Annotated in this window: 24 protein-coding genes and 2 tRNA genes; 10 read left to right on the top strand and 16 right to left on the bottom strand. The window is 31.3% G+C overall.

Annotation, left to right across the window (positions count from 1 at the left end):
* Positions 1-11: 11 nt before the first annotated feature.
* The 9 genes from AJN64_RS02970 to AJN64_RS03010 all read right to left on the bottom strand — a co-directional run bounded on the left by AJN64_RS02970 (position 12) and on the right by AJN64_RS03010 (position 9,241).
* The gene (locus AJN64_RS02970) at positions 12-2,207 is read right to left on the bottom strand and encodes a RelA/SpoT family protein (protein ID WP_070292648.1); all 2,196 of its coding nucleotides are present in this window, start codon (positions 2,205-2,207) and stop codon (positions 12-14) included.
* Positions 2,191-2,415, bottom strand: coding sequence for a DNA-directed RNA polymerase subunit omega (locus AJN64_RS02975; RefSeq protein ID WP_002853464.1), 225 nt, complete (start codon positions 2,413-2,415; stop codon positions 2,191-2,193). The genes AJN64_RS02970 and AJN64_RS02975 overlap by 17 nt, the downstream gene beginning before the upstream one ends.
* Before the next feature lie 10 nt (positions 2,416-2,425).
* On the bottom strand, positions 2,426-3,145 hold the full coding sequence (gene pyrH, locus AJN64_RS02980) for a UMP kinase (RefSeq protein WP_002871033.1): 720 nt from the start codon (positions 3,143-3,145) through the stop codon (positions 2,426-2,428).
* Between the two features lie 51 nt (positions 3,146-3,196).
* Positions 3,197-4,390, bottom strand: coding sequence for a murein hydrolase activator EnvC family protein (locus tag AJN64_RS02985; RefSeq protein WP_044779024.1), 1,194 nt, complete (start codon positions 4,388-4,390; stop codon positions 3,197-3,199).
* Complete coding sequence (locus tag AJN64_RS02990) at positions 4,387-5,193, bottom strand: FtsX-like permease family protein (RefSeq protein ID WP_053872703.1); 807 nt, start codon at positions 5,191-5,193, stop codon at positions 4,387-4,389. The genes AJN64_RS02985 and AJN64_RS02990 overlap by 4 nt, the downstream gene beginning before the upstream one ends.
* On the bottom strand, positions 5,180-5,845 hold the full coding sequence (locus AJN64_RS02995) for a cell division ATP-binding protein FtsE (RefSeq protein ID WP_002856386.1): 666 nt from the start codon (positions 5,843-5,845) through the stop codon (positions 5,180-5,182). The genes AJN64_RS02990 and AJN64_RS02995 overlap by 14 nt, the downstream gene beginning before the upstream one ends.
* 69 nt (positions 5,846-5,914) lie before the next feature.
* Complete coding sequence (gene trmB / locus AJN64_RS03000) at positions 5,915-7,093, bottom strand: tRNA (guanosine(46)-N7)-methyltransferase TrmB (protein ID WP_053872704.1); 1,179 nt, start codon at positions 7,091-7,093, stop codon at positions 5,915-5,917.
* A complete protein-coding gene (locus AJN64_RS03005; protein ID WP_074470159.1) occupies positions 7,093-8,328 on the bottom strand; it encodes a fibronectin type III domain-containing protein in 1,236 nt (411 codons plus the stop codon). The genes trmB and AJN64_RS03005 overlap by 1 nt, the downstream gene beginning before the upstream one ends.
* Entirely contained in the window at positions 8,273-9,241 is a 969-nt protein-coding gene (locus tag AJN64_RS03010) for an RluA family pseudouridine synthase (RefSeq protein ID WP_044780130.1), read from the bottom strand. Before AJN64_RS03010 ends, AJN64_RS03005 begins: the two co-directional genes overlap by 56 nt.
* Positions 9,242-9,318: 77 nt before the next feature.
* Between AJN64_RS03010 and AJN64_RS03015 the strand changes: the two genes are divergently transcribed.
* Complete coding sequence (locus tag AJN64_RS03015) at positions 9,319-10,419, top strand: FtsW/RodA/SpoVE family cell cycle protein (protein WP_044780131.1); 1,101 nt, start codon at positions 9,319-9,321, stop codon at positions 10,417-10,419.
* Between the two features lie 53 nt (positions 10,420-10,472).
* A tRNA-Ile gene (locus AJN64_RS03020) sits at positions 10,473-10,549 on the top strand.
* Positions 10,550-10,656: 107 nt separating this feature from the next.
* Here the strand turns inward: AJN64_RS03020 and AJN64_RS03025 are convergent.
* Positions 10,657-10,732, bottom strand: a tRNA-Phe gene (locus AJN64_RS03025).
* A 139-nt stretch (positions 10,733-10,871) separates the two neighbouring features.
* On the opposite strand from AJN64_RS03025, the gene AJN64_RS03030 reads away from it, so the two are divergent.
* On the top strand, positions 10,872-12,215 hold the full coding sequence (locus tag AJN64_RS03030) for a TrkH family potassium uptake protein (RefSeq protein WP_053872705.1): 1,344 nt from the start codon (positions 10,872-10,874) through the stop codon (positions 12,213-12,215).
* Positions 12,216-12,225: 10 nt separating this feature from the next.
* The gene (locus AJN64_RS03035; protein ID WP_002861975.1) at positions 12,226-12,876 is read left to right on the top strand and encodes a potassium channel family protein; all 651 of its coding nucleotides are present in this window, start codon (positions 12,226-12,228) and stop codon (positions 12,874-12,876) included.
* Here the strand turns inward: AJN64_RS03035 and AJN64_RS03040 are convergent.
* Genes AJN64_RS03040 through gltX form a run of 4 tightly spaced genes read right to left on the bottom strand, consistent with a single transcriptional unit; the run spans position 12,873 to position 16,801 of the window.
* Positions 12,873-13,544 carry an MqnA/MqnD/SBP family protein gene (locus AJN64_RS03040; RefSeq protein ID WP_053872706.1) on the bottom strand — a complete coding sequence of 224 codons (672 nt, stop codon included), beginning with the start codon at positions 13,542-13,544 and terminating at the stop codon, positions 12,873-12,875. The genes AJN64_RS03035 and AJN64_RS03040 overlap by 4 nt on opposite strands.
* A gap of 5 nt (positions 13,545-13,549) precedes the next feature.
* Complete coding sequence (gene upp / locus AJN64_RS03045; protein ID WP_070292649.1) at positions 13,550-14,176, bottom strand: uracil phosphoribosyltransferase; 627 nt, start codon at positions 14,174-14,176, stop codon at positions 13,550-13,552.
* On the bottom strand, positions 14,173-15,408 hold the full coding sequence (locus tag AJN64_RS03050) for a malic enzyme-like NAD(P)-binding protein (RefSeq protein WP_070292650.1): 1,236 nt from the start codon (positions 15,406-15,408) through the stop codon (positions 14,173-14,175). The genes upp and AJN64_RS03050 overlap by 4 nt, the downstream gene beginning before the upstream one ends.
* A gap of 1 nt (position 15,409) precedes the next feature.
* The gene (gene gltX / locus AJN64_RS03055) at positions 15,410-16,801 is read right to left on the bottom strand and encodes a glutamate--tRNA ligase (protein WP_053872726.1); all 1,392 of its coding nucleotides are present in this window, start codon (positions 16,799-16,801) and stop codon (positions 15,410-15,412) included.
* A gap of 64 nt (positions 16,802-16,865) precedes the next feature.
* Between gltX and salC the strand changes: the two genes are divergently transcribed.
* Positions 16,866-17,681, top strand: a complete 816-nt coding sequence (gene salC / locus AJN64_RS03060; RefSeq protein ID WP_002861980.1) for a peptidylprolyl isomerase SalC — start codon at positions 16,866-16,868, stop codon at positions 17,679-17,681.
* 36 nt (positions 17,682-17,717) lie between these two features.
* Here the strand turns inward: salC and AJN64_RS03065 are convergent, their stop codons facing one another.
* Both AJN64_RS03065 and accB read right to left on the bottom strand, forming a co-directional pair.
* On the bottom strand, positions 17,718-19,049 hold the full coding sequence (locus AJN64_RS03065) for an acetyl-CoA carboxylase biotin carboxylase subunit (RefSeq protein WP_053872725.1): 1,332 nt from the start codon (positions 19,047-19,049) through the stop codon (positions 17,718-17,720).
* A gap of 1 nt (position 19,050) precedes the next feature.
* The gene (gene accB / locus AJN64_RS03070) at positions 19,051-19,506 is read right to left on the bottom strand and encodes an acetyl-CoA carboxylase biotin carboxyl carrier protein (RefSeq protein ID WP_002861982.1); all 456 of its coding nucleotides are present in this window, start codon (positions 19,504-19,506) and stop codon (positions 19,051-19,053) included.
* A 144-nt stretch (positions 19,507-19,650) separates the two neighbouring features.
* Here accB and dcd point away from each other — a divergent pair, with 144 nt between their 5' ends.
* The 5 genes from dcd to AJN64_RS03095 are packed head-to-tail and all read left to right on the top strand — an operon-like array spanning position 19,651 to position 24,475.
* The gene (dcd, locus tag AJN64_RS03075) at positions 19,651-20,211 is read left to right on the top strand and encodes a dCTP deaminase (protein ID WP_002869981.1); all 561 of its coding nucleotides are present in this window, start codon (positions 19,651-19,653) and stop codon (positions 20,209-20,211) included.
* Between the two features lie 48 nt (positions 20,212-20,259).
* A complete protein-coding gene (pseB, locus tag AJN64_RS03080; protein WP_002845077.1) occupies positions 20,260-21,264 on the top strand; it encodes a UDP-N-acetylglucosamine 4,6-dehydratase (inverting) in 1,005 nt (334 codons plus the stop codon).
* A gap of 1 nt (position 21,265) precedes the next feature.
* Positions 21,266-22,396, top strand: a complete 1,131-nt coding sequence (pseC, locus tag AJN64_RS03085) for a UDP-4-amino-4,6-dideoxy-N-acetyl-beta-L-altrosamine transaminase (RefSeq protein ID WP_070292651.1) — start codon at positions 21,266-21,268, stop codon at positions 22,394-22,396.
* Positions 22,389-23,696: a DUF4910 domain-containing protein gene (locus tag AJN64_RS03090; RefSeq protein ID WP_070292652.1), complete on the top strand. Its 1,308-nt coding sequence runs from the start codon at positions 22,389-22,391 to the stop codon at positions 23,694-23,696. Before pseC ends, AJN64_RS03090 begins: the two co-directional genes overlap by 8 nt.
* The gene (locus AJN64_RS03095; protein WP_070292653.1) at positions 23,693-24,475 is read left to right on the top strand and encodes an AAC(3) family N-acetyltransferase; all 783 of its coding nucleotides are present in this window, start codon (positions 23,693-23,695) and stop codon (positions 24,473-24,475) included. Before AJN64_RS03090 ends, AJN64_RS03095 begins: the two co-directional genes overlap by 4 nt.
* Position 24,476: the final 1 nt, after the last annotated feature.

The raw sequence follows: 24,476 nt of genomic DNA on the forward strand, positions 1-24,476 counted from the left end.
AATAAACCTTTTTAACCTTCTTTATAAGCATCATTTAAAGATGTAAAATCTAAAATCTTACAACGAGATTTTAATCTATCCTTGACACTATCTGGGTTGATATTATCAGGAATTTCCATTGTAATCTCAAAATAATCTACCGCCGAATTTAAATCACTTGATAAATTAATTGTTAATAAATTTATCTGCATTTTAGCTAAAAATGTCAAAAATTCCGCTAAAACACCTTTTTTATTTTCCAAAGAAAAAATCAATTTATAAGATTTAGAGATATTAGAATCCCATTTTATAAATACCATATCTTGATTATTATCTATCATTTTATCAGCTCTATCGCAAAGCTTATGATGGACAATAGCGTTACCACCTTTAACAAAAGCTAAAACAGCATCACCTCTTTTTGGATGGCAACAAAAATCAAAATCCACATTAGCGATTTTATGGTTACAATATAGAGTAAAATTTCCTATTTTTTGCTCTTTAATCTCATATTTATCAAACCAATATGACTTCTTAGCGTATTTTTTAAGACTATTGACTATATCTTTCAAATAAGCACTATCTGTTGCCACTTGTCTAATACGTCTGGCTAAATTTTCTTTTTCTATCCAAGTTTCAATTCTATTTTTATCAACTCCAAAAATAAAACTTAACATATTAATAGAACTTGCTAGATTAATCTCTCTGATTTTTTGCTTACAAAATTCCCTTATACTTGCTTTTGCTTTTCCTGTTTTAACACTATCTATCCAAGAACAGCGATAAAATTTATCATTGCTAGTAACCACTCGCACAATATCGCCATTTTTAAGCTCAGTTAACAAAGGTACTTTAATACGATTTACATAAGCACTTTTTGCATGAAGCCCTACTTTGGTATGCACTTCATAAGCAAAATCAAGAACCGTTGCACCACGAGGCAAAGTGAAAATTTCTCCCTTAGGAGAATAAACTGCAACATCTTCAACATAAAGACTATCTTTAGCATATTCATAAAGTTCAATAGCATTATAATCTTCTGCATTTTCAAGATTGTTTATACTTTGCATTGAAATATCTGTAAGCCAATCAAGACGAGGCGCAACCACGCTACCATCTTCTTTATATTTCCAATGCGCTGCTATACCAAATTCCGCAATTTTATGCATATCAAAAGTTCGAATTTGTGCTTCTATAATACTTTTAGCATCAAAAAGTGTGGTATGTATGGTTTGATAACCATTTTGTTTAGGCAAGGCTATATAATCCTTAAAACGCGAAACCAAGGGATTAAAATGTGTATGTAAAATTCCCAAAGCTAAATAACAATCGCTTACTTTTTCAACCAAAATTCTTACCCCAAGTAAATCAAGAACTTCTTCAATACCAATGCCTTTTCTTTGCATTTTAAGATAAATAGAATAGCTATGTTTAATGCGTTTTTGAATTTCAAAACTACCTTGTCTAAAGCCATTGCTCAAAAATAAAAGTTCGATTTTAGAAATAAATTCATTTAAACCTAATTGCATTTCTTGATTATTGGAATTGATATAATTGTCAATAAGCTTGTACTCATCTGGCATAAGATATTTAAAACTAAGGTCTTCCAAATAATTTTTTATGCTTGAAATACCAAGTCTATGGGCTATTGGGGCATATACAACTAAAGTTTCTTCGCTGATTCTTTTTTGCTTATCTTCTCTTAGAATATCAAGAGTAAGCATATTATGCAGCCTATCACATAACTTCACAATCAAAACCCCAACATCTTCAATGCTTGCTAAAAGCATATTTCTGAAAGTCAAGGCTGATTTAGTTAAACTTTTTTTAGATTTTGATGAAATGAGATTATCTTCTCTAATTTCTATAATTTTAGTAAGCCCTAAAACAAGTTTTAAAACCTCAGAACCAAACTGCTCTCTAAGTTCTTCTTCGGTGCAGTTTGTATCTTCGATCACATCATGCAATAAAGCAGCTAAAATATTGCTTTTATTTTCACTTAAAAATCCAACCAGTGTTGCTACTAAAATAGGATGTACCGCATAAGGCTCTCCACTTTTTCTAAACTGCCCTTCATGGCAAAATATACAGTAATCTACTGCTTTTTCAAGAATGGCATCGTGGCCACAAATTTCGAAAAGTAAAACCTTAGCAGCTTCTAAATCTTTACAATTTTTTACATTATCGATTAATTGTTCAAGTAATAATTCTTCATCGATTGGTTTCAACTAAACCCTCTAAAGTGATTTTATTTTCTGCAATTTCATATAAAGCTATATCTGCAAGTTTATTTTTATTTTTATCAAAATCCACTAAAGGAGTCGCACCATTTGCTAATTGCTCTGCTCTTTTTGCCACCACTAAAGAAAGACGATATCTATCATTGCCCATTTTTTCCAAAGCTTTTGCCGCTACTTCTTCTATTCTTTTATCCATAATTTTCTCCTTAATTATTTTTAACGATTGAACAAAGGCTAGTATCACCTTGTATAATTTTAAGCAAATTACCCTCTTCAAACATATTACAAACCACTATAGGAAGTTTGTTGTCTTTAGCTAAAGCTATCGCTGTATCATCCATCACTTTAATATTATCTTGCATAGCCTCATCATAACTTAAAGTATTTAAAAATACTGCATCATCAAATTTTTTTGGATCTTTATCATAAACTCCGTTAACTTTTGTAGCTTTTATTACCATATCTGCATCAATTTCTACAGCTCTTAAAATAGCTGTTGTATCTGTAGTAAAATAAGGATTTCCAGTGCCTGCAGCAAAAACCACAACACGACCCTTTTCTAAGTGTCTTTGTGCTCTTCTCATAATATAAGTTTCACAAAATGCTTCCATCTGAATAGCACTTTGAACCCTCACTTCAAGCCCAGAGCTTTCCAAGGCTTCTTGAATGGCAATAGCATTGATAACCGTAGCAAGCATTCCCATATGATCGCCACTTGTCCTTTTAATCAATCCGCCCTTAGCAGCACTTACTCCACGAATAATATTGCCACCACCTATAACTATGCCTACTTCTATTTGATTTTTTACAAGTTCTTTAATCTCTGAAGCTATGAATTTTAAAATAGAATTTTCTATGCCAAAGCCATTTTCACCTGCTAAAGCCTCTCCTGAAAATTTTACTAAAACTCTTTTTCTCTCTTGCATTATTTCTCCTTATTTAACTTGAAATTATATTTTAAATTCCATTAAATTTAGCTAATTTAAGCTAATGAGCTCCAAAGGATTGATATGAAAATTTTTTTGAGTTACTTCAAAAGTAAGATCATTTTTTATTCTACCCACTACGGCACCTTTTTTAATATTCTTACCAACTTTAATATTAGGAGCAATCTTATCTAAATGTGCATATATTGTATGTATGCCATTATCATGTTCAACAATAACAACTCGAGCTAGCATGCTAGTATCTTTGGCAAAAACTATTTTTCCATCTAGCACATTTTTAACAACTGCATCGCTTTTATTACTTCTTAAAACTACATTCTCGTTAAAAATTTTAAGATTATAAACAGGATCAACATAATTTCCAAATTTTTGCTTCACAGTAAAAGAATCTAATGGAGCTATGGTTTTTTTTCCTGTGTAACGCTTGACTGAACCTCCTTGATAGCTTGAACCTAATTGCCTTATTTGTTGATTATTTTTTACTATTTTAGTGTCATTTTTGCTTGAATTTACATTTTCTTTATCATTAATAATTTTTAATTGATTTAATGTTTTTCTAAGCTCTTCTTGCTGAGCTTGTAAGTCATCAAGTTTTTTTGCATATATGGTTCGATCTGTTTTTTGTTTGTTGATTTCGCTAATTTGTTTTTGTTTTAAACTTTGAAGTTTAGCTAATTGAGCGTTGTAATCCTTAAGACTATCATTGATTTTCTTAATCTGAGCTTGTTTATCATCAATAAGCCTATTTATTCCCTCATAATCTTTAGAAATTTTTAAAATTTCTTCATTTAAAACTTTGTTTAAACTTCCTAAAATTTCAAAAGCCATAAAACTTTCTTCACTTTCAATATAGCCTTGAGGGATAGGTAAATCATAAGCAAAATCTTTAGCCATTAAAGATATAAGCTTACTTTCCATATTTGATTTACTTTTAAGCAAATCTTCATTTTGGCTTGTAAGGGTGTTTAACTCTTGATTTTGAGTCTTAGCGCTTGCTTCAAGCTTAGAAGTTTGTGAATTTAAGCCTTCAATTTGTAAGCTTAAGTCTTTCAAACTTTTTTCACCATTTAAAATATCACTAGCCAAATCTTCAAGTTTTTTGTTTAGCTGTTCTTGTATACGTTTATTTTCTTCTAAACTTTTTGTTTTTTCATTTATAGCATTTGCTAAACTTATATCAACAAATAAAAAAAAACAAAAAAAGATAAGAATATTTTTTCTCATCTTTTAACCTTAAACATAACTGTATTTACACACAACAAGCAAATAAACAAAGTAGCTAAAAAAATTAAAGTCAAATGTAAAATAAAATTAATAGGTGGAAAAATAATATCTACAGCCTTTAAGCTTTCTTGGATAATAGAAAGATCAAAAATTTGGGTAAAAAAGGCAAGTAAAATAACAAAAGCAATAAAACAATCAACCACAACCACCTTATAAAGCATAAAAGATCTAAACCAAAACGGAGCTCCAAATAAACACATAATTTCAATACGATCGGTATGTTCATAAAGCCAAATTCTCATCTGTTTTAAAAACAAAACAAAGGCAAGTAAAATAATGATAAACAAAAATAACCAAAAAACAAATTTCATCAAAATAAGCAAAGAGTATATCTTATCATGGGTTTTGGAAAAAGTTTCAACCTTGCTAATGCCTACAATATTTAAAAGTTGATTTTTAATTGAATTTAGTTCATTTTGATCAGGTAAAGAATTTAATTTTAAAGTATAAAATTTTGGCAGAGAATCTTTTAAAACTTTCAAATTCTTTTCAGAAACATCATTTTTCAAACGATCGATTAAATCCTTAGGATCTAAAGATTCAAGTCCAGCAAAAAATGGCACTTTTGTTTTTACCACATTCTGATCAAGTTCAGTTTTGCTGACAACTATAATATTATAATCTTTATTAACAAGTTCTTCATAATGCTTTAAAGTTGCATTTGTAATCAAAATAAACTCAAAAGCAAACATCATAAACAATAAAGATAAAATTAAAGATAAATGTGTTTTAAAAAATTTCATTCATTTTTCCATTTTCTATATTAAAACGACGATAATCCACTCTTAAATTGCTAGGAATTCTATGTGTTACCACTATAACACAAGTTCCTAAAAGTTCTCTAGCAGACTTTAAAAGAGTCCATATAATATCAGAAGAATACTCGTCCAAATTTCCCGTTGGCTCATCGCAAAGCAAAAGCTTTGGATTATGAGCTAAAGCCCTAGCCATAGCGACGCGTTGTTGCTCACCACCACTAAGTTGATTAGGCAATTTATCTGCTTTAAAAGTTAAATTTACATGCTTTAAAAGCTTAGCAGCTTGATCATGGCATACTTTTTTACTATAACCTTTAATCATTAAAGGCAACATAACATTTTTTTCAACACTATATTCTTGTACAAGTTTATAATCTTGAAAAATAATCCCTATTCTTTGACGCAATTTTAAAAGTTCTAAATTTCCAATTTTATTCATCAAAGATCCACATACTTCAAGCTTGCCAGAAATAGGTTCTAAATCCCCATAAAAAGACTTTAAAAGCGTACTCTTGCCACTCCCACTTTTACCAGTAATAAAAACAAAATCATCATCCTTAAAAGCAAAACTCGCTTCTTTAATAACTAGTTCATCATAACCTAAAGTAAGTTTATTTGCTTGGATTAAATTAGGCATCCTTTTTCCTTAATTTCCCTTTTTAAATTTTTAAATTATGCTTTATTTTTGCTTAATTTTCAAGAAAAATTATATTTTAAACTGAACTTTTAAAATTTCTTTTAATTCATTTATCGCTTTAATATTTTCTTGAATTTTAAATGGCTCTTTAAAAGCAAAATCAATCGTTTTATCAAGATGCAAATAACAATGTTCAGGCTTATTAAAAGCTCCAAAAGCAACCTTTAAAAGCAAATTCTCATCTTGTTTATAGATGCTTTCAAAATGCAAGAAAAAATCATCTTTTTTTATAGTAATATTTTTAAAGTTCTGCTCTATTTTTTTCAAATCCTCTTTAGAAAATTCAACCGATGAGAGATTAAATTCATTTAACTCATAGTTTTTACACTCTTGGTTAAAATTCCACACCCAAAGATCATATATATTTTTTTCTTGCTTTTTCCATCTATCTTCATATTTGCTTGAAATTTCTAAATTTTCATTTTTTCTAAGACTAAATTTTGGCGCAGGAAAAGTCAAAAATTGCTCTAAAGTAAAATTAAAATACTCAAAGCTATCTGTTCTAAGCTCAAAACGACCATTTTGAACTAAAACCCTAGCACATTCTTTGCAAAAATCCTTCCCAATAACTCGCCTATGAGGCTTTTTGTCCCAAGGAACAGGAAAATGTAAAAAAATCTTTTCAACTGATTTTGATTTTAATACACTCAATAACAATCTCGCATCGCTTTGGATTAGCAAAATATTATTTACATTTTGTGCCTTAGCAAGTTTAGCTACTTGAGTTAAAGCTGGATTGTAAATTTCCACCCCTAAAATTAAAACATTTGGATTTTCTTTTGCTTGATAAAGCAAATGTCTTCCTGATCCAAAGCCTATTTCTATATAAATTTTACCTTGAAGTCTAGATAAAAGTTCATCAAAGTTATCAACGATAAATGGTGTTTTTTCAATTAAAGCATTGTTTTTAAGTCCAAAAGCTTCATTGATAATATCCTCACAAAAACCTTCTTTAAAGATTTTTAAAGCCTTTTGTAGATAACCTATTTTAGAAGGTTTTGTATGTTTATCGCCTTTAATCACAAAACCATTTTGTGCTTTTTTAATCTGCAGAAAAAAACTCTCTTCTTGAACCTTTGTATAAATAAGACTAACATTATCATTCTTAGCAAGCCAAAGAAATTCAACATCATCCTTGCTATAAGGCAGATTCATTTCTTTGATCTTTTTGCTTCTAAAATTTGGCACTACTGAGCCGCCTTAACTTTGCTTGAAGGTTCTGAACGAAGCCCAGCCGAATCAATAGCAATAACTTCATAACTATATTCCACCCCTGGTAAAGCTTTTACATCTTTTAATCGCTTTTCTTTAATGCCTTTAAAAACTGCATTTTGCTCTCCACCATAGCGTCTTACTTCATATTCAACAGCTCTAGTATCATTATCACTCCATTCTAAATTTATCCCTTCGCTTGTGCTTTGAGCCAAAATAATACTAGGAGCCAAAGGATTATCTAAAGTTCTACCCTCTACACCATCTTTTGGCATAGGACTTTCAAGACCATCTTTATCCACTATTGTTACTTTATAATACTTGCTTTTACCTGCTCCTTCTACTATATCCTCATAAGAATTTTTATCAGTCTTTGCCAAAACACTAAAAGGAAGGAAGCTTGAGCTCGTAGAATAAACTTTATAATAAGAAAAATCTTCATATGTAGGAGCATCCCAAGTTAAAATGATTTTATTAGAACCATCTGTGCTAGCACTTAAATGCTCAACTTGAGGGGGTAAAGCCTTGCTTGTAGAACTTACAACTTGACTTGGCTCACTCTTTATCCCATTAAAACTCACAGCAATAATTCTATAACTTGAATTTTCATTAGGTTTTAAATCACTATCGATGTATTCAGCGTTTAAGCGATTTTTTACTTCTGCAATTTTTTTAAATTCTTTATCATCACCTTTAGTTCTTTCAATAATATAAGAATCAACCCTAAAATCAGGATGCGGACGCCAAATAAGTTTAATACGATTAGGCAAATTGGTCACAGCTTGAATAAAAGGAACAGCTTCAAGTCTTGGAGCTGTGCTCACTTCTATAACCTTGCCATCTTCTGAAATTTGTCCTTGCTCATTAAAGCTTTTCATCATATAACGATACTTAGTACCAGGCTCTAATTTAGTATCTACATAATGAGTTTGAAACTTATCTTTAATAGTGCCTACAAGTTTAAAATCAGGATTTTCATCACTAGAACGATACAAATAAAATCCTTTGATATTTTCATTATATAAAGGCTCCCATTCAAAAGCAATATTACTCATATCACTAAGACTTTTTAAACTTTCAACCTTTGGTAAGCTTTCATTTACGGCAGGCTCTTTACTTGAAGCTAGCGAATTCATTTGCGAAACACTACAAGCGCTAAGCAAAAGAGTTAAAAAACTCAAGTAAAAACTCAAGCGAAATCTTTTCATCATTCTCTCCTAAATTAATTTGTTCAAACATAATGTTTTTAAAATCTTCCATCAAAGGTGCTTTAACAAAAATTTGCTCTTTAGTTTTTGGATGGATAAAATACAAAAAATAGGCATGCAACATTATCCTACAATCATACTTACCCTTATAACCATACAAACTATCGCCCAAAATATGGCGATTTAAACTAGCCAAATGCGCTCTAATTTGATGAGTTCTTCCTGTAAAAAGCTTAGCAGCCATCAGAGTTAAATTTTCAGTTTTTACTACATTTATAAAAGCTGATTTTGCATTTTTACTGAATTTATTTTCCTTATCTATGGCTATTTTTTTAATAGCATTAGAAGGCGAACGCATTAAAAATTTTTCTACTATAATTTTATCTTCTTTTAGTGGCAAATCAATTAACGCAAGATAAATTCTTCCCATGCTTTTATCTGCAAGCTGTTCGCTTAATCTTTGGTGGGTGAAATTATTTTTCGCTATTAGTATAGCCCCACTTGTATCTTTATCTAATCTATGAACAAGACCAGCTCTTATCTCTCCTCCTAAATTTGATAAAGTATATTTTTTTTCTATCAACCAATCCACCAAAGTGGCATTTTTAACACTACTTGCTCCATGAACGACTAAATTTGAAGGTTTATTTAAAACAAGCAAATCTTCATCTTCGTATAACACATCAATATCAAAATCCACTTCAAACTGAGGTTTTATCTCATCGTAAAGCTTTAAACTTACAATAGAAATAATATCACCATTTTTAAGCTTAAATGAATTTTTATCTTGAATTTTATCATTAACCTGTACGCAATCTTTTTCTATAAGTAAAGCAACTTGATTGCGACTTTGGTTTAATTTTTTAGCCAAAAACACATCAAGCCTTGAATTTTCATCTACTAAAAAAGTTTGCATTTTTTCCTTGGAGGTTTTGATAAATTTAAAATTTTAGTTTATAATTATAGCTTTATATTACTAACTGAAGGCAAATTTTGTTTAGATTAGATAGAAGAATTTTAACTCATTTTGACTATATGCAACCCATTTTATTTTTACCCATAATTCTTATTTCATTTTTCTTGATCTTTGAAGCTAATCCTTTTTTAGCAGAAAAACAGTTTGTTTATGCCTGTGTGGGATTGTTTGCTTTTATGGTTTTTTTCTTCTTTCCCATAAGGAAATTTATTTGGATTATTCCAGTTGCTTATTGGATTAATATTTTTTTATTGCTAAGCGTAGATATTTTTGGGGTTGAAAAATTAGGTGCTAAAAGATGGCTTGAAATTCCTTTTACTCACTTTACTATACAACCTTCTGAAATTTTTAAACCTAGTTTTATTTTAATGCTTGCTTATCTTATTTATCAAAATCCTCCTCCAAAAAATGGATACAAACTTAAACAATTCATCAAACTTAGCTTTTACATCATCTTACCTTTTTTGCTAATTGCAAAAGAACCTGATTTAGGAAGTGCTATGGTTTTACTACTTGTTGGTTTTGGAGTGCTTTTTATCATGGGAGTTCATTATAAAATTTGGTTAAGTATTGTTATAGCTATAAGTGTTAGTTCTCCTATTATTTATACACATCTTTTAAAGCCCTACCAAAAGCAAAGAATTCATGATTTTATTTCAGAAAAACCAAGCTATCAAGTAGCCCAATCAATGATAGCTATTGGAAATGGTGGTTTAACTGGAAAATCTCAAGATGAAGCTACGCAAACTCATTTTAAATTTTTACCTATTTCAACTAGTGATTTTATTTTCGCTTATATGATAGAAAGATTTGGATTTATTGGGGGATTGACATTAATTATATTTTATATTTTACTTATTTTTCATCTACTTAGTTTAAATTATAAACTTAAAGATGATTATTTTACTAGAGTTGCTATTAATTGTGTTGCATTATTTATTTTTATTTATGCGGCAGTAAATATCTCAATGACTATAGGTTTTGCACCAGTAGTTGGGATCCCTTTGCCTTTTTTTAGTTATGGTGGAAGTTCTTTTACTATTTTTATGATTTTTTTTGGAATTTTACAGCATTTAATCACTTTTAGATATTTTTGGATGGATATAAAGGCTAAATAAAATATTTTTAAGCATTAATAAGATATAATTTTATCTTTTAATTCAACTTAGGCGGATTTATAGCTCAGTTGGTTAGAGCAACCGGCTCATAACCGGTTGGTCGCAGGTTCGAGTCCTGCTAAATCCACCATTCTATTATAAGTTATAGACTCTCTCTTTAAAATAATAATTTTTAGTCCTTTAAATATTTCGGTCTTGTGTAAAAAAATATGTGATGTGATTTTTTGAAAGATAAAGTGGTGGTTAGAGGCAGAATCGAACTGCCGACACGCAGATTTTCAGTCTGCTGCTCTACCGACTGAGCTATCCAACCACTTAGTTTGATAAAGTAAAAATGTAATTGTATCTTTTTTTCTTTAATTTAAGTTTAAATACAAAAATAAAATTTTATTTCCCTTAAAGTTTTAATAAGATAGAATACCCGCTTTAGATCATTATCAAATGGAAATTTTTTGAAACAATTTGGATTAGATAGACGAACTTTTAAAATTTTACTAGCTGGTTATATTATTATTGCATTGTTTGGGGCTTTATTGCTACATTCAAGCTGGGCACATACAACTCCTGTTGATTTTTTAGATGCCTTTTTTACAAGCACATCTGCTGTTAGTATGACAGGATTAGCAGTTAAGAACACTGCGGTTGATTTTACCTTAGCAGGACAAATTATTATCTTAGCTTTGGTGCAAATTGGAGGCTTGGGATATATGGGTATAGGTTTATTTGTTTATATACTCATACGCAAAAAAGTTGGTTTTAGTGCAAGAAATTTACTAAAAGAGTCTTTATTTTATCCATCAATGGATGGTTTATTTAAATTTTTTAAAAAGGTTTTACTGTTCATTTTTACTATAGAATTGGTAGGTGCTATACTTCTTACCATGCGTTTTGCCCTTGAAATGAATTTCAAGAAAGCTTTATGGTTTGGAATTTTTCATTCTATTAGCGCTTTTAATAATTCTGGGTTTACCATATTTGAACATGGACTTATAGCTTACAAACATGATATAGCAATTAATCTTATTATCACTTCTTTGATTATTATTGGAGGGCTTGGATATTTTGTTTTGGTTGAATTATACTTTTTTCAAAGAAAAAAATTGCAAAATTTAAGCCTACATACAAAAATGGTTGTTGTTGCAAGTATTTTTCTTATTTTCTCTTCAACGCTTATTATTTTTGCTTTTGAATACTCAAATCCTCAGACTATAGGACATTTTTCATTTTTTGATAAAATTTTAAGCTCATATTTTATCGCTATTAATTACCGCACAGCAGGATTTAACACCTTAGATATGGGACATTTGCATGATGCGAGCTTATTTTTTGGATCATTGTTTATGGTTATTGGTGGTGCACCAGGAGGGACAGCTGGGGGTATGAAAGTAACAACTGTAATGGTTTTATTACTCTATGCTTATTGGAGTATCCGAGATGGAAGAGTTAGAATTTTTGGACATGAAATTCCAAGAGAAACCATATCTAAAGCTTTTATTATAGCTGTAGGTTCAGCTGTTTATATAGTAATAGCTGTTATTTTGCTTTCCTTGCTAGAGTCAAATTTTGATTTTATAGCCTTACTTTTTGAAACTTCTTCAGCTTTTGCAACCGTAGGAATTTCGGTAGGAAATGGTGGAACTTTATCTTTATGCGCTTTGTTTAGCGATCCCAGCAAGGTGATTATCATCATTATGATGCTAAGTGGCAGGATAGGTGTTTTTGCTTTTTTACTCTCGGTATTCAAACAAGACAAAGCTATTCATTTAAAATTCCCTGAAGGAAAGGTTAATTTATAAAGGTAAAATCGTGAAAAATCTTAATTATGGAATTATAGGACTTGGAAAATTTGGCTCAGTTGTAGCAGATGAACTCATTGCTGGAGGTCATACTGTTATCGTTGCGGATAAAGATGAGGAAACTTTAAAAAGTATACAAAATCCTCCAAGCTATGCTTATATTTTAGATTCTACAAATATTTCAGCTCTAAAAGAAGCAGGCTTTCATGATGTTGAAGTTGTTATTGTTAGCATAGGAGAAAATGTTGAAAAATCAATCCTTACCCTTATGGCGCTTAAAGATATAGGTGTTAAAAACATCATTGCTAAAGCAACCTCTAATATCCATGGTCAAATTCTTTCTAAGTTAGGTGCAACAAAGGTTATTTATCCTGAAAAAGAAAGCGCTAAAAGACTAGTAAAAGAATTTTTAACCAAAGATGCCGATTATGAAGTTTTTGATCTTTCAGCAAATACTATACGAGCTATTAAGATCAATATAGATGAAAAATTAGCAGGAAATTCTTTAAAACATGTAGCACAAAATATGAAAGTGATTTCTTATAAAAAATTAAATAGCGACTGGGAAATACTACCTGATTTAGAAACCACAACAGTTTATAGTGGAGATGTTGTAATACTTCTTGGAACAGTTAAAGAACTTAGAGAATTTGAATACTAATCAAGATTTAAAGCCTTGCAAGCCTTTACAAAACGCTTTAAGGCTGTTTTTTCTTTAGTAGAAATTTTATGATATATAACTTCATCTAAATAATATCTAACATCTTTTACATCCAAATCCCTTGTTTTGGCATAATTTTGCAGTATATAATAAGGAATTTTAATCTTTGTTTTTGAAAATTTTTTCAAAATTTGTTTATATAAAGCTTTTTTTTGCACACAAGAAAATCTAGCAAAAACAAAAGGCAATCCTGTTTTTTCGTGCCATTTTGCACATAAATCGATATATTTAGAAGAATCTTTTAGATAAAGCTTTAAAGCCTTATCACCTATAATTACTTTTCCATCTTGTTTTAATACTTTAGCTAAAGCATTTGAAGTTGCTGAGCTTGGATCTTTAGCATTTGATGTATTTTTTTCTACTAAAACACTTAAAACTCTTTTATTAGCACAAATACCCAAATCTAAATTTTTATATTTTTTTCTAGCACTTTCTATGCTTGAAATGATAGCTGCATCAATTCTTCTATAAAATAAATCTTTATTTAGCTTACTTGGAACTCCTTTTTTATACTCCATGCTTGCTTTATAACCATTAGGTAAGGGATATTTCTTAAGATATATATGTAAAGGCAAAAGATTAATATAATCAATTTTTCCAAAAATCATCTCTTTTAAAGAGTGTTAAACACTCTATCTCCTGCATCTCCAAGCCCTGGGATAATATAACCTTTTTCATTTAAACCTTCATCAATACAAGCCACAAAAACTTCCACATCATCATGCATTTGGCTAAATTTTTGTAAACCTTGTGGAGTAGCAAGTATGGATATAAATTTTATTTTTTTAACTCCTTGGCTTTTTAAAAAATTACAAGCCTCTATAGCAGTTCCACCTGTAGCAAACATAGGATCTATGACAATAACGGTGCGTTTTTTTGCATCTTTGGGAAGTTTTTGAAAATAAAAATCCGCCTTTAAAGTTTCTTCATTTCTTACAAATCCCAAAAATCCAACACTTGCATCAGGAATCATCTTAAAAACACTTTCAAGCATTCCTAATGCAGCTCTTAAAATAGGGCAAATCATAATTTTTTCATCAAGTTTTTTTACTGTAGTTTTTTGTATAGGTGTTGAAATTTCAATTTCTTTTAAAGAAAAATCTTTACTCGCTTCAAAAAGTAAAAAAGATGAAATTTCATCGATTAACATGCGAAATTGAAAGGGCTTTGTCTCTTTAGCCCTTAAAATTCCTAATTTATGTTCGATCAATGGATGATTGATACAATGAATATTTTTCATTTTAAGCTTTCAAAATAAGCTTTCTCATCAAAATTTTTCACCTTAGCCACACCATCTTTTACCGCAGCTGCTGCTACAGCTGTACTTACTGCAGCTTTTACTCTTTCATCAAAAGGTTTTGGTATAATATAATCTCTTCCAAATTCTAAAGTACTTAGATTGTAAGCCTTTTTAACCGCATCACTTACAGGAAGTTTTGCAAGATCTGCTAATGCTTTAGCAGCAGCTACTTTCATATTTTCAGTGATTTTACTTGCACGCACATCTAAAGCCCCACGGAAAATAAAAGGAAAACCTAAAACATTATTGATTTGATTTGGATAATCACTTCTTCCTGTTCCTACAATGGCATCTTTTCTAAGTCTAGCCACATCTTCAGGCATCACTTCAGGGATAGGATTTGCCAAAGCAAAAATTACAGGATCTTTTGCCATACTTAAAACCATTTCATCATCAAGAATTTTTGGCGCACTAAGTCCTAGGAAAACATCAGCTCCTTTTAAAACTTCTTTTAAAGTCTTTTCCTTAGAATCAACAGCAAATTCAAGCTTTTGAGGAGTTAAATCATTTCTATCCTTAGAAACAACACCTTTGCTATCTACTAAAATAATATTTTCGACCCCTAAATTTCTATACATCTTAGCACTTGCTATACCTGCGGCACCTGCGCCACTTACAACCACCTTAATGTCTTTAAATTTTTTACCGCTTATCTCCATAGCATTCATAAGTCCCGCAGTTGAAATAATAGCCGTTCCATGCTGATCATCATGCATTACAGGAATTCCTAAATCTTGCAAAGCCGCTTCAATTTCAAAACATTTTGGAGCAGCTATATCTTCTAAATTTATCCCACCCACAGTCGGAGCCAAAGCCTTGCAAAAATTTACAATCTCTTCTATACTATGAACATTAATTTCTATATCATAAGCATTTACATTTGCAAATTTTTTAAACAAACAAGCCTTACCTTCCATAACAGGTTTTGAAGCCTGTGCTCCTATGTTTCCAAGTCCTAAAACAGCAGAACCATCGCTAACTATAGCTACCAAATTAGCCTTATTTGTATAAGTATAAGCAAGCTCATTATCTTTAGCGATTTCAAGGCAAGGTTCTGCAACTCCTGGGCTATACGCCAAAGATAGATCATAACTTGTAGCCATCGGCTTACTTGGGACAATATCAATTTTCCCACCTAAATGGTATTTTAAAGCTTCTTCTTTTAAATTCATTTTATTTTCCTCTAACTTTTAAAAAATTTTCTATTCTTTTTTTACACTCATCAAGCCCTAAAAATTCTAATACTTCAAAAATACTAGGACTTACCGCACTCCCTGTTAAAGCTATGCGTATAGGCTGAGCCAAATCTTTTAACTTTGCTTCTTTTTTTTCTAAAAAATCATTTGTAAAATCTTCAAAATCTTTACCTGTTTTTTGATCTTTAAGTGTATTAGCAAATGCTTGGAGCAATTCTAAATTATTTTCGTTAATAAATTTTTGCACTGCATTTTCATCATAATTTTGCGGTGCATTAACTATGCTTTTTGCACTATTGATAATATCATGCAAGGTTTTTGCACGCTCTCTTAATAAATCAAGTAAAAATCCTGCCTTTTCATAAACAGATAAATCAAAGCCAAGATCTTTAAGCTGACGGTTAATCTCTTCAAAAGGCAAAGTTTTAATATAATGAGCATTCAACCATTCAAGCTTTTTAGCATTATAACAAGATGCGCTTTTATTGATATGATAAGGATCAAAAAGTTTTTTCAAATCTTCTAGTGAAAAAACCTCATCATCACCATGACTCCAACCTAAACGCACAAGAAAATTAAGCAAAGCTTGAGGTAAAATTCCCATTTCTTTGTATTCCATAACATCAGTTGCCCCATGTCTTTTTGAAAGCTTTTTACCATCTTCTCCATGTATCATAGCCACATGAAAAAATTTAGGAATTTTAAAACCCAATGCTTCATAAAGTACAATTTGTTTAGGAGTATTTGAAAGATGATCATCCCCACGAATCACATCACTTACTCCCATTAAAGCATCATCAATAACAACAGTAAAATTATAAGTTGGAGTTCCATCACTTCTTGCAATGATAAAATCATCCATTATATCCTCTGCTTTAAATTTCACCTCGCCTTTAACCCCATCTTCAAAAACAATCTCACCGCTTTGAGGTGCTTTAATACGCACAACAGGTTCTATACCCTGAGGTGGCGTGCCTTTAAATTCTCTATATCTTCCATCATATCTTGGGCGCTCTTTGGCAGCTTCTTGCTTGGCGCGCAATTCTTCTAAGTCTTCTTTACTCATATAACAATAATATGCTTTGCCTTCATCTAAAAGCTTTTTGACATATTCTTTATAAAGATCAAAACGCTCTGATTGGTAAGTTACTTCTCCATCATGTTCTAAACCGCACCATTTAAAAGCTTCGATAATTGCTTTAGTAGCTTCTTTGGAATTTCTTTTTAAATCCGTATCTTCAATACGAAGTAAAAAATTTCCACCATTTTTTCTAGCGTATAAATAATTATAAAGAGCTGTTCTAAGTCCACCTATGTGCAAATATCCTGTTGGGCTTGGAGCAAAACGCGTTGTAAGTTTTTCGTGCATTTTTTGCCTTTTCTTAAATTTTTATTGATATAATGCGATATTTATACTTAAATAAAGGTTTGAAATGAAAAAAATTTTATTAAGTTTTGCATTTTTTGCAAGTTTAGCTAGTGCAAATACCATTAATGCTATAGCTGTAGTTGTAGACAAAGAGCCTATCACGACTTATGATATAGATCAAACTATGAAAGTACTTAAAATTGATAGAAATCAAGCTTTAGGCGTACTCATCAATGAAAAAATGGAAATTTCACAAATGAAACAACTGGGTATTGTAGTCAATGATCTAGAGCTTGATGATGCTATAAATAAAATGCTTGCTCAAAACAAAACTACTTTAAATGCTTTCAAAGCAAATTTAAAATCCAAAAATCAAAGCTATGAACAATTTCGTGCAAATTTAAAAAAAGATTTAGAAAAAAGAAAGCTTTATGAAAAAATCGCAAGTATGGCAAAAACTGATTTTAGTGATGATGGAGCAAAAAAATTTTTCGAACAAAATAAAGATAAATTCACTTTTTATACACAAATTAATGCAAATATTTATTTATCAAACAATCCTCAAACTTTAGAAAATATCAAAAATACAAAAAAAACAATCCTTAAACCACAAAATGCATCTTTAAACACAAGCAATGCCGATCCAAGACTTTTAGGGCTTTTATCGCAAATTCCTGTTGGAGGCTTTTCCCCTGTTTTAAATGGAAAAAATGGCTATGAACTCTATGAAGTTAAAAGCAAAGATGGGGCGCAAACTCCTGAATACGAACAAGTTAAAAATGAAGTTTTAAACGCTTACGTAAGTGAACAAAGACAAAATTTTATACAAGATTATTTTGATAAACTCCGCTCTAAAATCAATATAGAATATTTAAGATAAAAATTACAATTAAAATTTCCCTTTAATAGGGAAATTTTAATGTCTTGCAAGATAATTTGTATCATAGTTATTGTTAATAAAATCAGGATTTTCCATCACAGAAAGATGAAAATCTTTGGTTGTTTTTATCCCACTTATAAGCAACTCATCTAAAGCTACTTTCATTTTTGCAATAGCTTTATTGCGATCTTCTGCCCAAACCACAAGTTTGCCTATCATAGAATCATAATAAGGAGGCACACTGTAATCTTGATAACAATGACTTTCCATTCTTACATTGCGTCCTGCTGGTGGAATGTATTTAGTAATCTTACCTGGACTTGGTAAAAAAGTTTTAGAATCTTCTGCCGTGATTCTACACTCTATAGAATGTCCATTTAGCTTAATACTTTCTTGAGATGGTAAGGCATAACCTTCTGCTACCTTAATCATTTGTTCTATGATATCAATCCCACTTACCATTTCACTTACACAGTGTTCAACTTGCAAACGCGTATTCATTTCTATAAAATAAAAGTCTAAATTTTTATCTACCAAAAACTCAAAAGTTCCCGCACCTTCATATCCTATAGCTTTGGCCGCCTTAATAGCAGTTTCATGAAGCCTAGTGCGTGTTTTTTCATCAAGCAAAATCGCAGGAGATTCTTCGATGAGTTTTTGATGGCGTCTTTGCATAGAACAATCTCTTTCGCCCACATGAATCACATTACCAAAACTATCTCCTATAACCTGCACTTCTATATGGCGTGGATTTTGTATGTATTTTTCCATATACATAGTTCCATCGCCAAATGCTGTCATAGCCTCGCTTTCAGCCGACCAATACGCTTTTTCAAGATCTTTTTCTTGTTCAACCACACGCATACCACGGCCACCACCACCTGCAGCTGCTTTTAAAATCACAGGGTAGCCTATTTCTTTGGCAAGTTTTTTAGCTGCTTCAGCTCCTGCTAAAGCTCCATCACTTCCTGGGATTACGGGTACACCTGCTCTTTGCATAACTTGTTTTGCTTTTGATTTATCACTCATTAAATTCATAGCTTCCACAGAAGGACCTATGAATTTGATGTTATGTTTAGCACAAATTTCAACAAAATTTTGATTTTCACTTAAAAATCCATATCCTGGAAAAATCGCATCTGCTTCAGCAATTTCAGCTGCTGTAATAATAGCTGGGATATTTAAATAACTTTCAGAACTTCTTGCTTTGCCTATGCAAATACTTGCATCAGCGTATTTTAAATATAAAGCATCTTTATCTGCTTCAGAATACACACAAATTGCTTTCTTACCCATTTCTTTAATCGTTCTTAAAGCGCGTAATGCTATTTCTCCACGATTAGCAATTAATATGCTTTTAATTTCCATTTTATAATTTCTCCACCGCAAATAAAGGCATTCCAAATTCTACAGGCTGACCATCAGCAACTAAAATTTCAGCGATCCTGCAATCAAATTCCGCTTCAATTTCATTCATGATTTTCATCGCTTCGATAATAGCTATAGTATCGCCTTTTTTAACCGTGCTACCTACTTTTACAAAAGGTGCTGCACCTGGGCTTGGAGCTTGATAGAAAGTTCCTACCATAGGGCTGTTTATACTTGGCTTGTTTGATTTTGCATTTTGGCTAGGTTGAGCTTCATTTACAACACTTACATTGATAGGTTGTGGAGCTGGAACTGGAGGACAAACAGGAGCTGGAACGTCGCAACACATATCTCTTTCAAGTTCTATTTCAAAACCATCTTGTTCTTTGATCTTAATTTTACTAATATTTGCTTCAGCAAAAAGGTTTACTAACTCTTTAATTTCTTCTTTTGTCATAAAATTCTCCTAAAATTTAAGAACTTAATCTTGTATTATATAAAAAAACTTAAAATTTAACTTTAAAAAAGAAAAAAATCATAAAAAATATAGATTTTTTAGGTTATAATCTTATAAAAAATTACAAATATTAAAAGGTTAAAAATGGGCTTAAAAGCGGATAATTGGATAAGAAAAATGGCATTAGAACACAAGATGATCGAACCATTTTGCGAAGCAAATATAGGAAAAGGTGTGGTAAGCTATGGACTTTCAAGCTATGGTTATGATATACGCGTAGGGCGTGAGTTTAAAATTTTTACCAATGTTAATTCAACTGTAGTGGATCCAAAAAATTTCGTAGAAGAAAATGTAGTAGATTTTGAAGGCGATGTATGTATAGTTCCTGCAAATTCTTTTGCCCTAGCTAGAACTATAGAGTATTTTAAAATGCCTGATGATGTTTTAGCTATTTGCCTTGGCAAAAGCACTTATGCAAGATGTGGCATCATCGTCAATGTTACTCCTTTTGAACCAGGTTTTGAAGGACATATCACTATAGAAATTTCAAACACTACACCTTTACCTGCAAAAATTTATGCTAATGAAGGCATAGCACAAGTGTTGTTTTTACAAGGCGATGAAAAATGCGACACCACTTACAAAGATAAAAAAGGCAAGTATCAAGCTCAAACGGGCATAACCTTGCCAAGAATTTTAAAATAGGAACACTTGTTGCTTTAATTTTAAAAAACTTAAGCAAAGGAAGGCAAAATGTTTAACGGAAAAAATATCTTAATCACAGGCGGAACAGGCTCTTTTGGAAAAACCTATACTAAGGTTTTGCTAGAAAATTATAAACCTAATAAAATCATCATTTATTCTCGTGATGAGCTTAAACAATTTGAAATGGCAAGCGTTTTTAACGCTCCTTGCATGCGTTATTTCATAGGAGATGTAAGAGACAAAGAGCGTTTAAGCACTGCTATGCGTGATGTGGATTTTGTTATACATGCTGCTGCGATGAAGCATGTGCCTATTGCTGAATATAACCCTATGGAATGTATAAAAACAAACATCCACGGCGCGCAAAATGTCATAGATGCTTGTTTTGAAAATGGGGTTAAAAAATGTATTGCTCTTAGTACGGATAAGGCTTGCAATCCTGTAAATTTATACGGTGCAACCAAACTTGCAAGCGATAAGCTTTTTGTCGCTGCAAACAACATAGCAGGTAACAAGCAAACACGCTTTGGTGTTACAAGATATGGCAATGTTGTAGGTTCAAGAGGTTCAGTGGTGCCTTTCTTTAAAAAACTCATCAGTGAAGGAGCTAAAGAACTTCCTATCACCGATACGAGAATGACTCGTTTTTGGATCAGCCTTGAAGATGGAGTAAAATTTGTGCTGAGTAATTTTGAAAGAATGCATGGAGGAGAAATCTTTATCCCTAAAATTCCTTCGATGAAAATCACCGATCTAGCCCATGCTCTAGCTCCTAATTTAAGCCATAAAATCATAGGCATAAGAGCAGGAGAAAAACTACATGAAATCATGATTTCAAGCGATGATAGCCATTTAACCTATGAATTTGAAAACTACTATGCTATAAGCCCGAGTATTAAATTTGTAGATAAAGATAATGACTTTAGTATCAATGCCCTAGGCGAAAAAGGGCAAAAGGTAAAAGATGGTTTTTCTTATAGCTCGGATAATAATCCTTTATGGGCAAGCGAAAAAGAACTTTTAGAAATCATCAATCACACCGAGGGTTTTTAAAATGCTTACTTATTCTCATCAAAACATCGATCAAAGCGATATAGATACGCTTACAGAAGCTTTAAAAGATGAAATTTTAACGGGAGGTAAAAAGGTAGATGAATTTGAAGAAGCCCTTTGCGAATATGTGGGCGTAAAACACGCTTGTGTATTAAACTCAGCTACTTCAGCTCTTCATCTTGCCTACACAGCACTAGACGTCAAAGAAAAAATCGTTTTAACCACTCCTTTAACCTTCGCTGCTACGGCTAATGCAGCCTTAATGGCTGGGGCTAAGGTAGAGTTTATCGACATTAAAAACGATGGCAATATCGATGAAAAAAAACTAGAAGCAAGACTTTTAAAAGATAGCGAAAATATAGGAGCTATTAGCGTAGTGGATTTTGCGGGTAATAGCGTTGAAATGGATGAAATTTCAAACCTTGCTAAAAAATACAATATCCCTTTAATCGATGATGCAAGTCATGCTTTAGGCGCTTTGTATAAAAGTGAAAAAGTAGGAAAAAAAGCTGATCTTTCTATCTTTTCTTTTCACCCTGTTAAGCCTATTACCACCTTTGAAGGTGGGGCTGTGGTGAGTGATAATGAAGAGCTTGTCGCTAAAATCAAGCTTTTAAGAAGCCATGGCATAATTAAAAAAAGGCTTTGGGATAGCGATATGGTAGAACTTGGCTATAATTACCGCTTAAGTGATGTTGCTTGTGCTTTAGGGATAAATCAGCTTAAAAAACTCGATCACAATCTTGAAAAAAGAGAAGAAATCGCAAAATTTTACGATAAAGAATTTGAAAAAAATCCGTATTTCTCCACGATAAAAATCAAAGATTATAAAAAAAGCTCGAGACATTTATATCCTATTTTGCTTTTTCCTGAATTTTATTGTCAAAAAGAAGAACTTTTTAAAAGCTTACTTCATGCAGGAATTGGCGTACAGGTGCATTATAAACCAACTTATGAGTTTAGTTTTTATAAAAAACTCTTAGGAGAAATCAGACTCCAAAATGCGGATAATTTTTACAAAGCCGAGCTTAGCATACCTTGTCATCAAGAAATGAATCTAAAAGATGCAAAATTTGTAAAAGATACTTTATTTAGCACTCTTGAAAAAGTTAAAAAGGGATATTGTGGATAAGCTAGACTTTAGAAGTCAAGATTTTAGCCAAACTGGAAAGGCTATGTATGAACTAGCTTGTGAACTTTTTCCTATCCCTAGAAGCATCACAGGGCAAGGTTTTAGAGATAGTTTAGAAATTTTAAATAAAACTCTGGGGGGGGGTATACTCAAATTTCACTCTATAAAAAGTGGCACAAAGGTTTTTGACTGGATAGTTCCTGATGAATGGAATGCCAAAGAAGCTTATATCATCACTCCAGAAGGAGAAAAAATTTGTGATTTTAAAAAGCATAATCTACACCTTCTAAACTATAGCGAAGCTATCGATCAAGAAATCGAACTAGAAGAACTTCAAGATCATCTTTACTCCATAGAAGAAATGCCTGATGCTATTCCTTATGTAACGAGTTATTACAAAAGGCGTTGGGGATTTTGTCTCACGCATAATGAAAGAAAAAAACTTAAAAAAGGCAAATACAAGGTCTATATCGATGCAAAACATGATGAAAATGGGGTTTTGGACTATGCTGATTTTATCCTACCTAGCACACAAAATTCAAAAGATGAAATTTTAATTTCAACCTATCTTTGCCACCCTTCCATGGCAAATAACGAGCTTAGTGGCCCTGTGGTGGCTATTTTCTTAGCAAAATGGCTTTTAAGTTTAAAAGAAAGAAAATATAATTACCGCTTTGTCATCATCCCTGAAACCATAGGCTCTATAGTCTATCTTAGTAAACATTTAGAACATTTAAAAAAACATGTTAAAGCAGGCTTTGTGCTTTCTTGCTTAGGCGATGATCATGCTTACTCACTCATACACACACCTAAAGAAAATACTCTAAGCGATAAAGTTGCACTGCATACGCTTAAAAATAAAGAAAATTTCAAAGCTTTTAGTTTTTTAGATCGTGGAAGCGATGAAAGGCAATACAATGCTCCGCTTGTAAATCTTGGCATAGTAGGAGTATGTCGCACAAGATACGGTGACTATGATGGATATCATAACTCAAAAGACGATCTCAATTTTATCTCTGAAAAAGGTTTAATGGGTGGACTTCAAAGTATGCAAGAAATGATTTTAAATCTAGAAATCAACGCCGTATATGAAAACACCATAGTATGCGAACCCAATCTTGGCAAAAGAGGACTATATCATACCCTTAGTACTGCCAATGACATTCCTTTGGCTTGTAATTTTCTAGCTTACTGTGACGGAGAGAATGATATCATCGATATAGCCAATATCTTAAATATGCAAGCTTATGAATTTAAAGAACTTTTGGAAAAAATAAAATTTTATGGACTAGTAAAATGAAATATTTTTTAGAACACAATGGCAAAAAATACTCCGATAAAGATTTAATAGATGCTTTTTATCAACTAGGTATAAAAAGAGGCGATATTTTATGCGTACATACAGAACTTTTTAACTTTGGCATACCTTTGCTTTCTAGAAATGAATTTTTACAGACTATACTCAATTGCTTTTTTGAAGTTATAGGCAAAGAAGGCACTTTGATCATGCCAACTTTTACTTATAGTTTTTGCAAAAATGAAGTTTATGACAAAATAAATTCCAAAACAAAAATGGGAGCATTAAATGAATATTTTCGCAAACAAACAGGAGTAAAACGCACAAACGATCCTATATTTTCTTTTGCTATAAAAGGAGCAAAAGAAGAATTATTTTTAAAAGATACAACAAGTTGTTTTGGGGAAAATTGTGTTTATGAGGTTTTAACTAAAGAGAATGGAAAATATATGCTTTTTGGCACTACAACTGGACATACTTTAACACATCATATCGAAGAAGAGTGTCAAGTGGAATATAGATATTTTAAAAATTTTAAAGGCACACTAATAGATGAGCAAAAAATTAGTTATAATACAAATATAAAATTTTATGTAAGATATTTGGATAGAAATTCTTTACCAAATGTTGATAATATAAATTATATTACAAAACAAACCAAAAATTTTAAATATAATAATTTCGGGGGTGCGACTATATATTTATTTAATGCAAAAGAATACAAACAAGCAATAAAAAATGCTTTAATTGAAAATAAAAACATTTTTATATTACAGGAATAAC

It is taken from the genome of Campylobacter sp. BCW_4332 (assembly GCF_001763175.1).
GTDB classification, from domain to species: Bacteria; Campylobacterota; Campylobacteria; order Campylobacterales; family Campylobacteraceae; genus Campylobacter_D; species Campylobacter_D jejuni.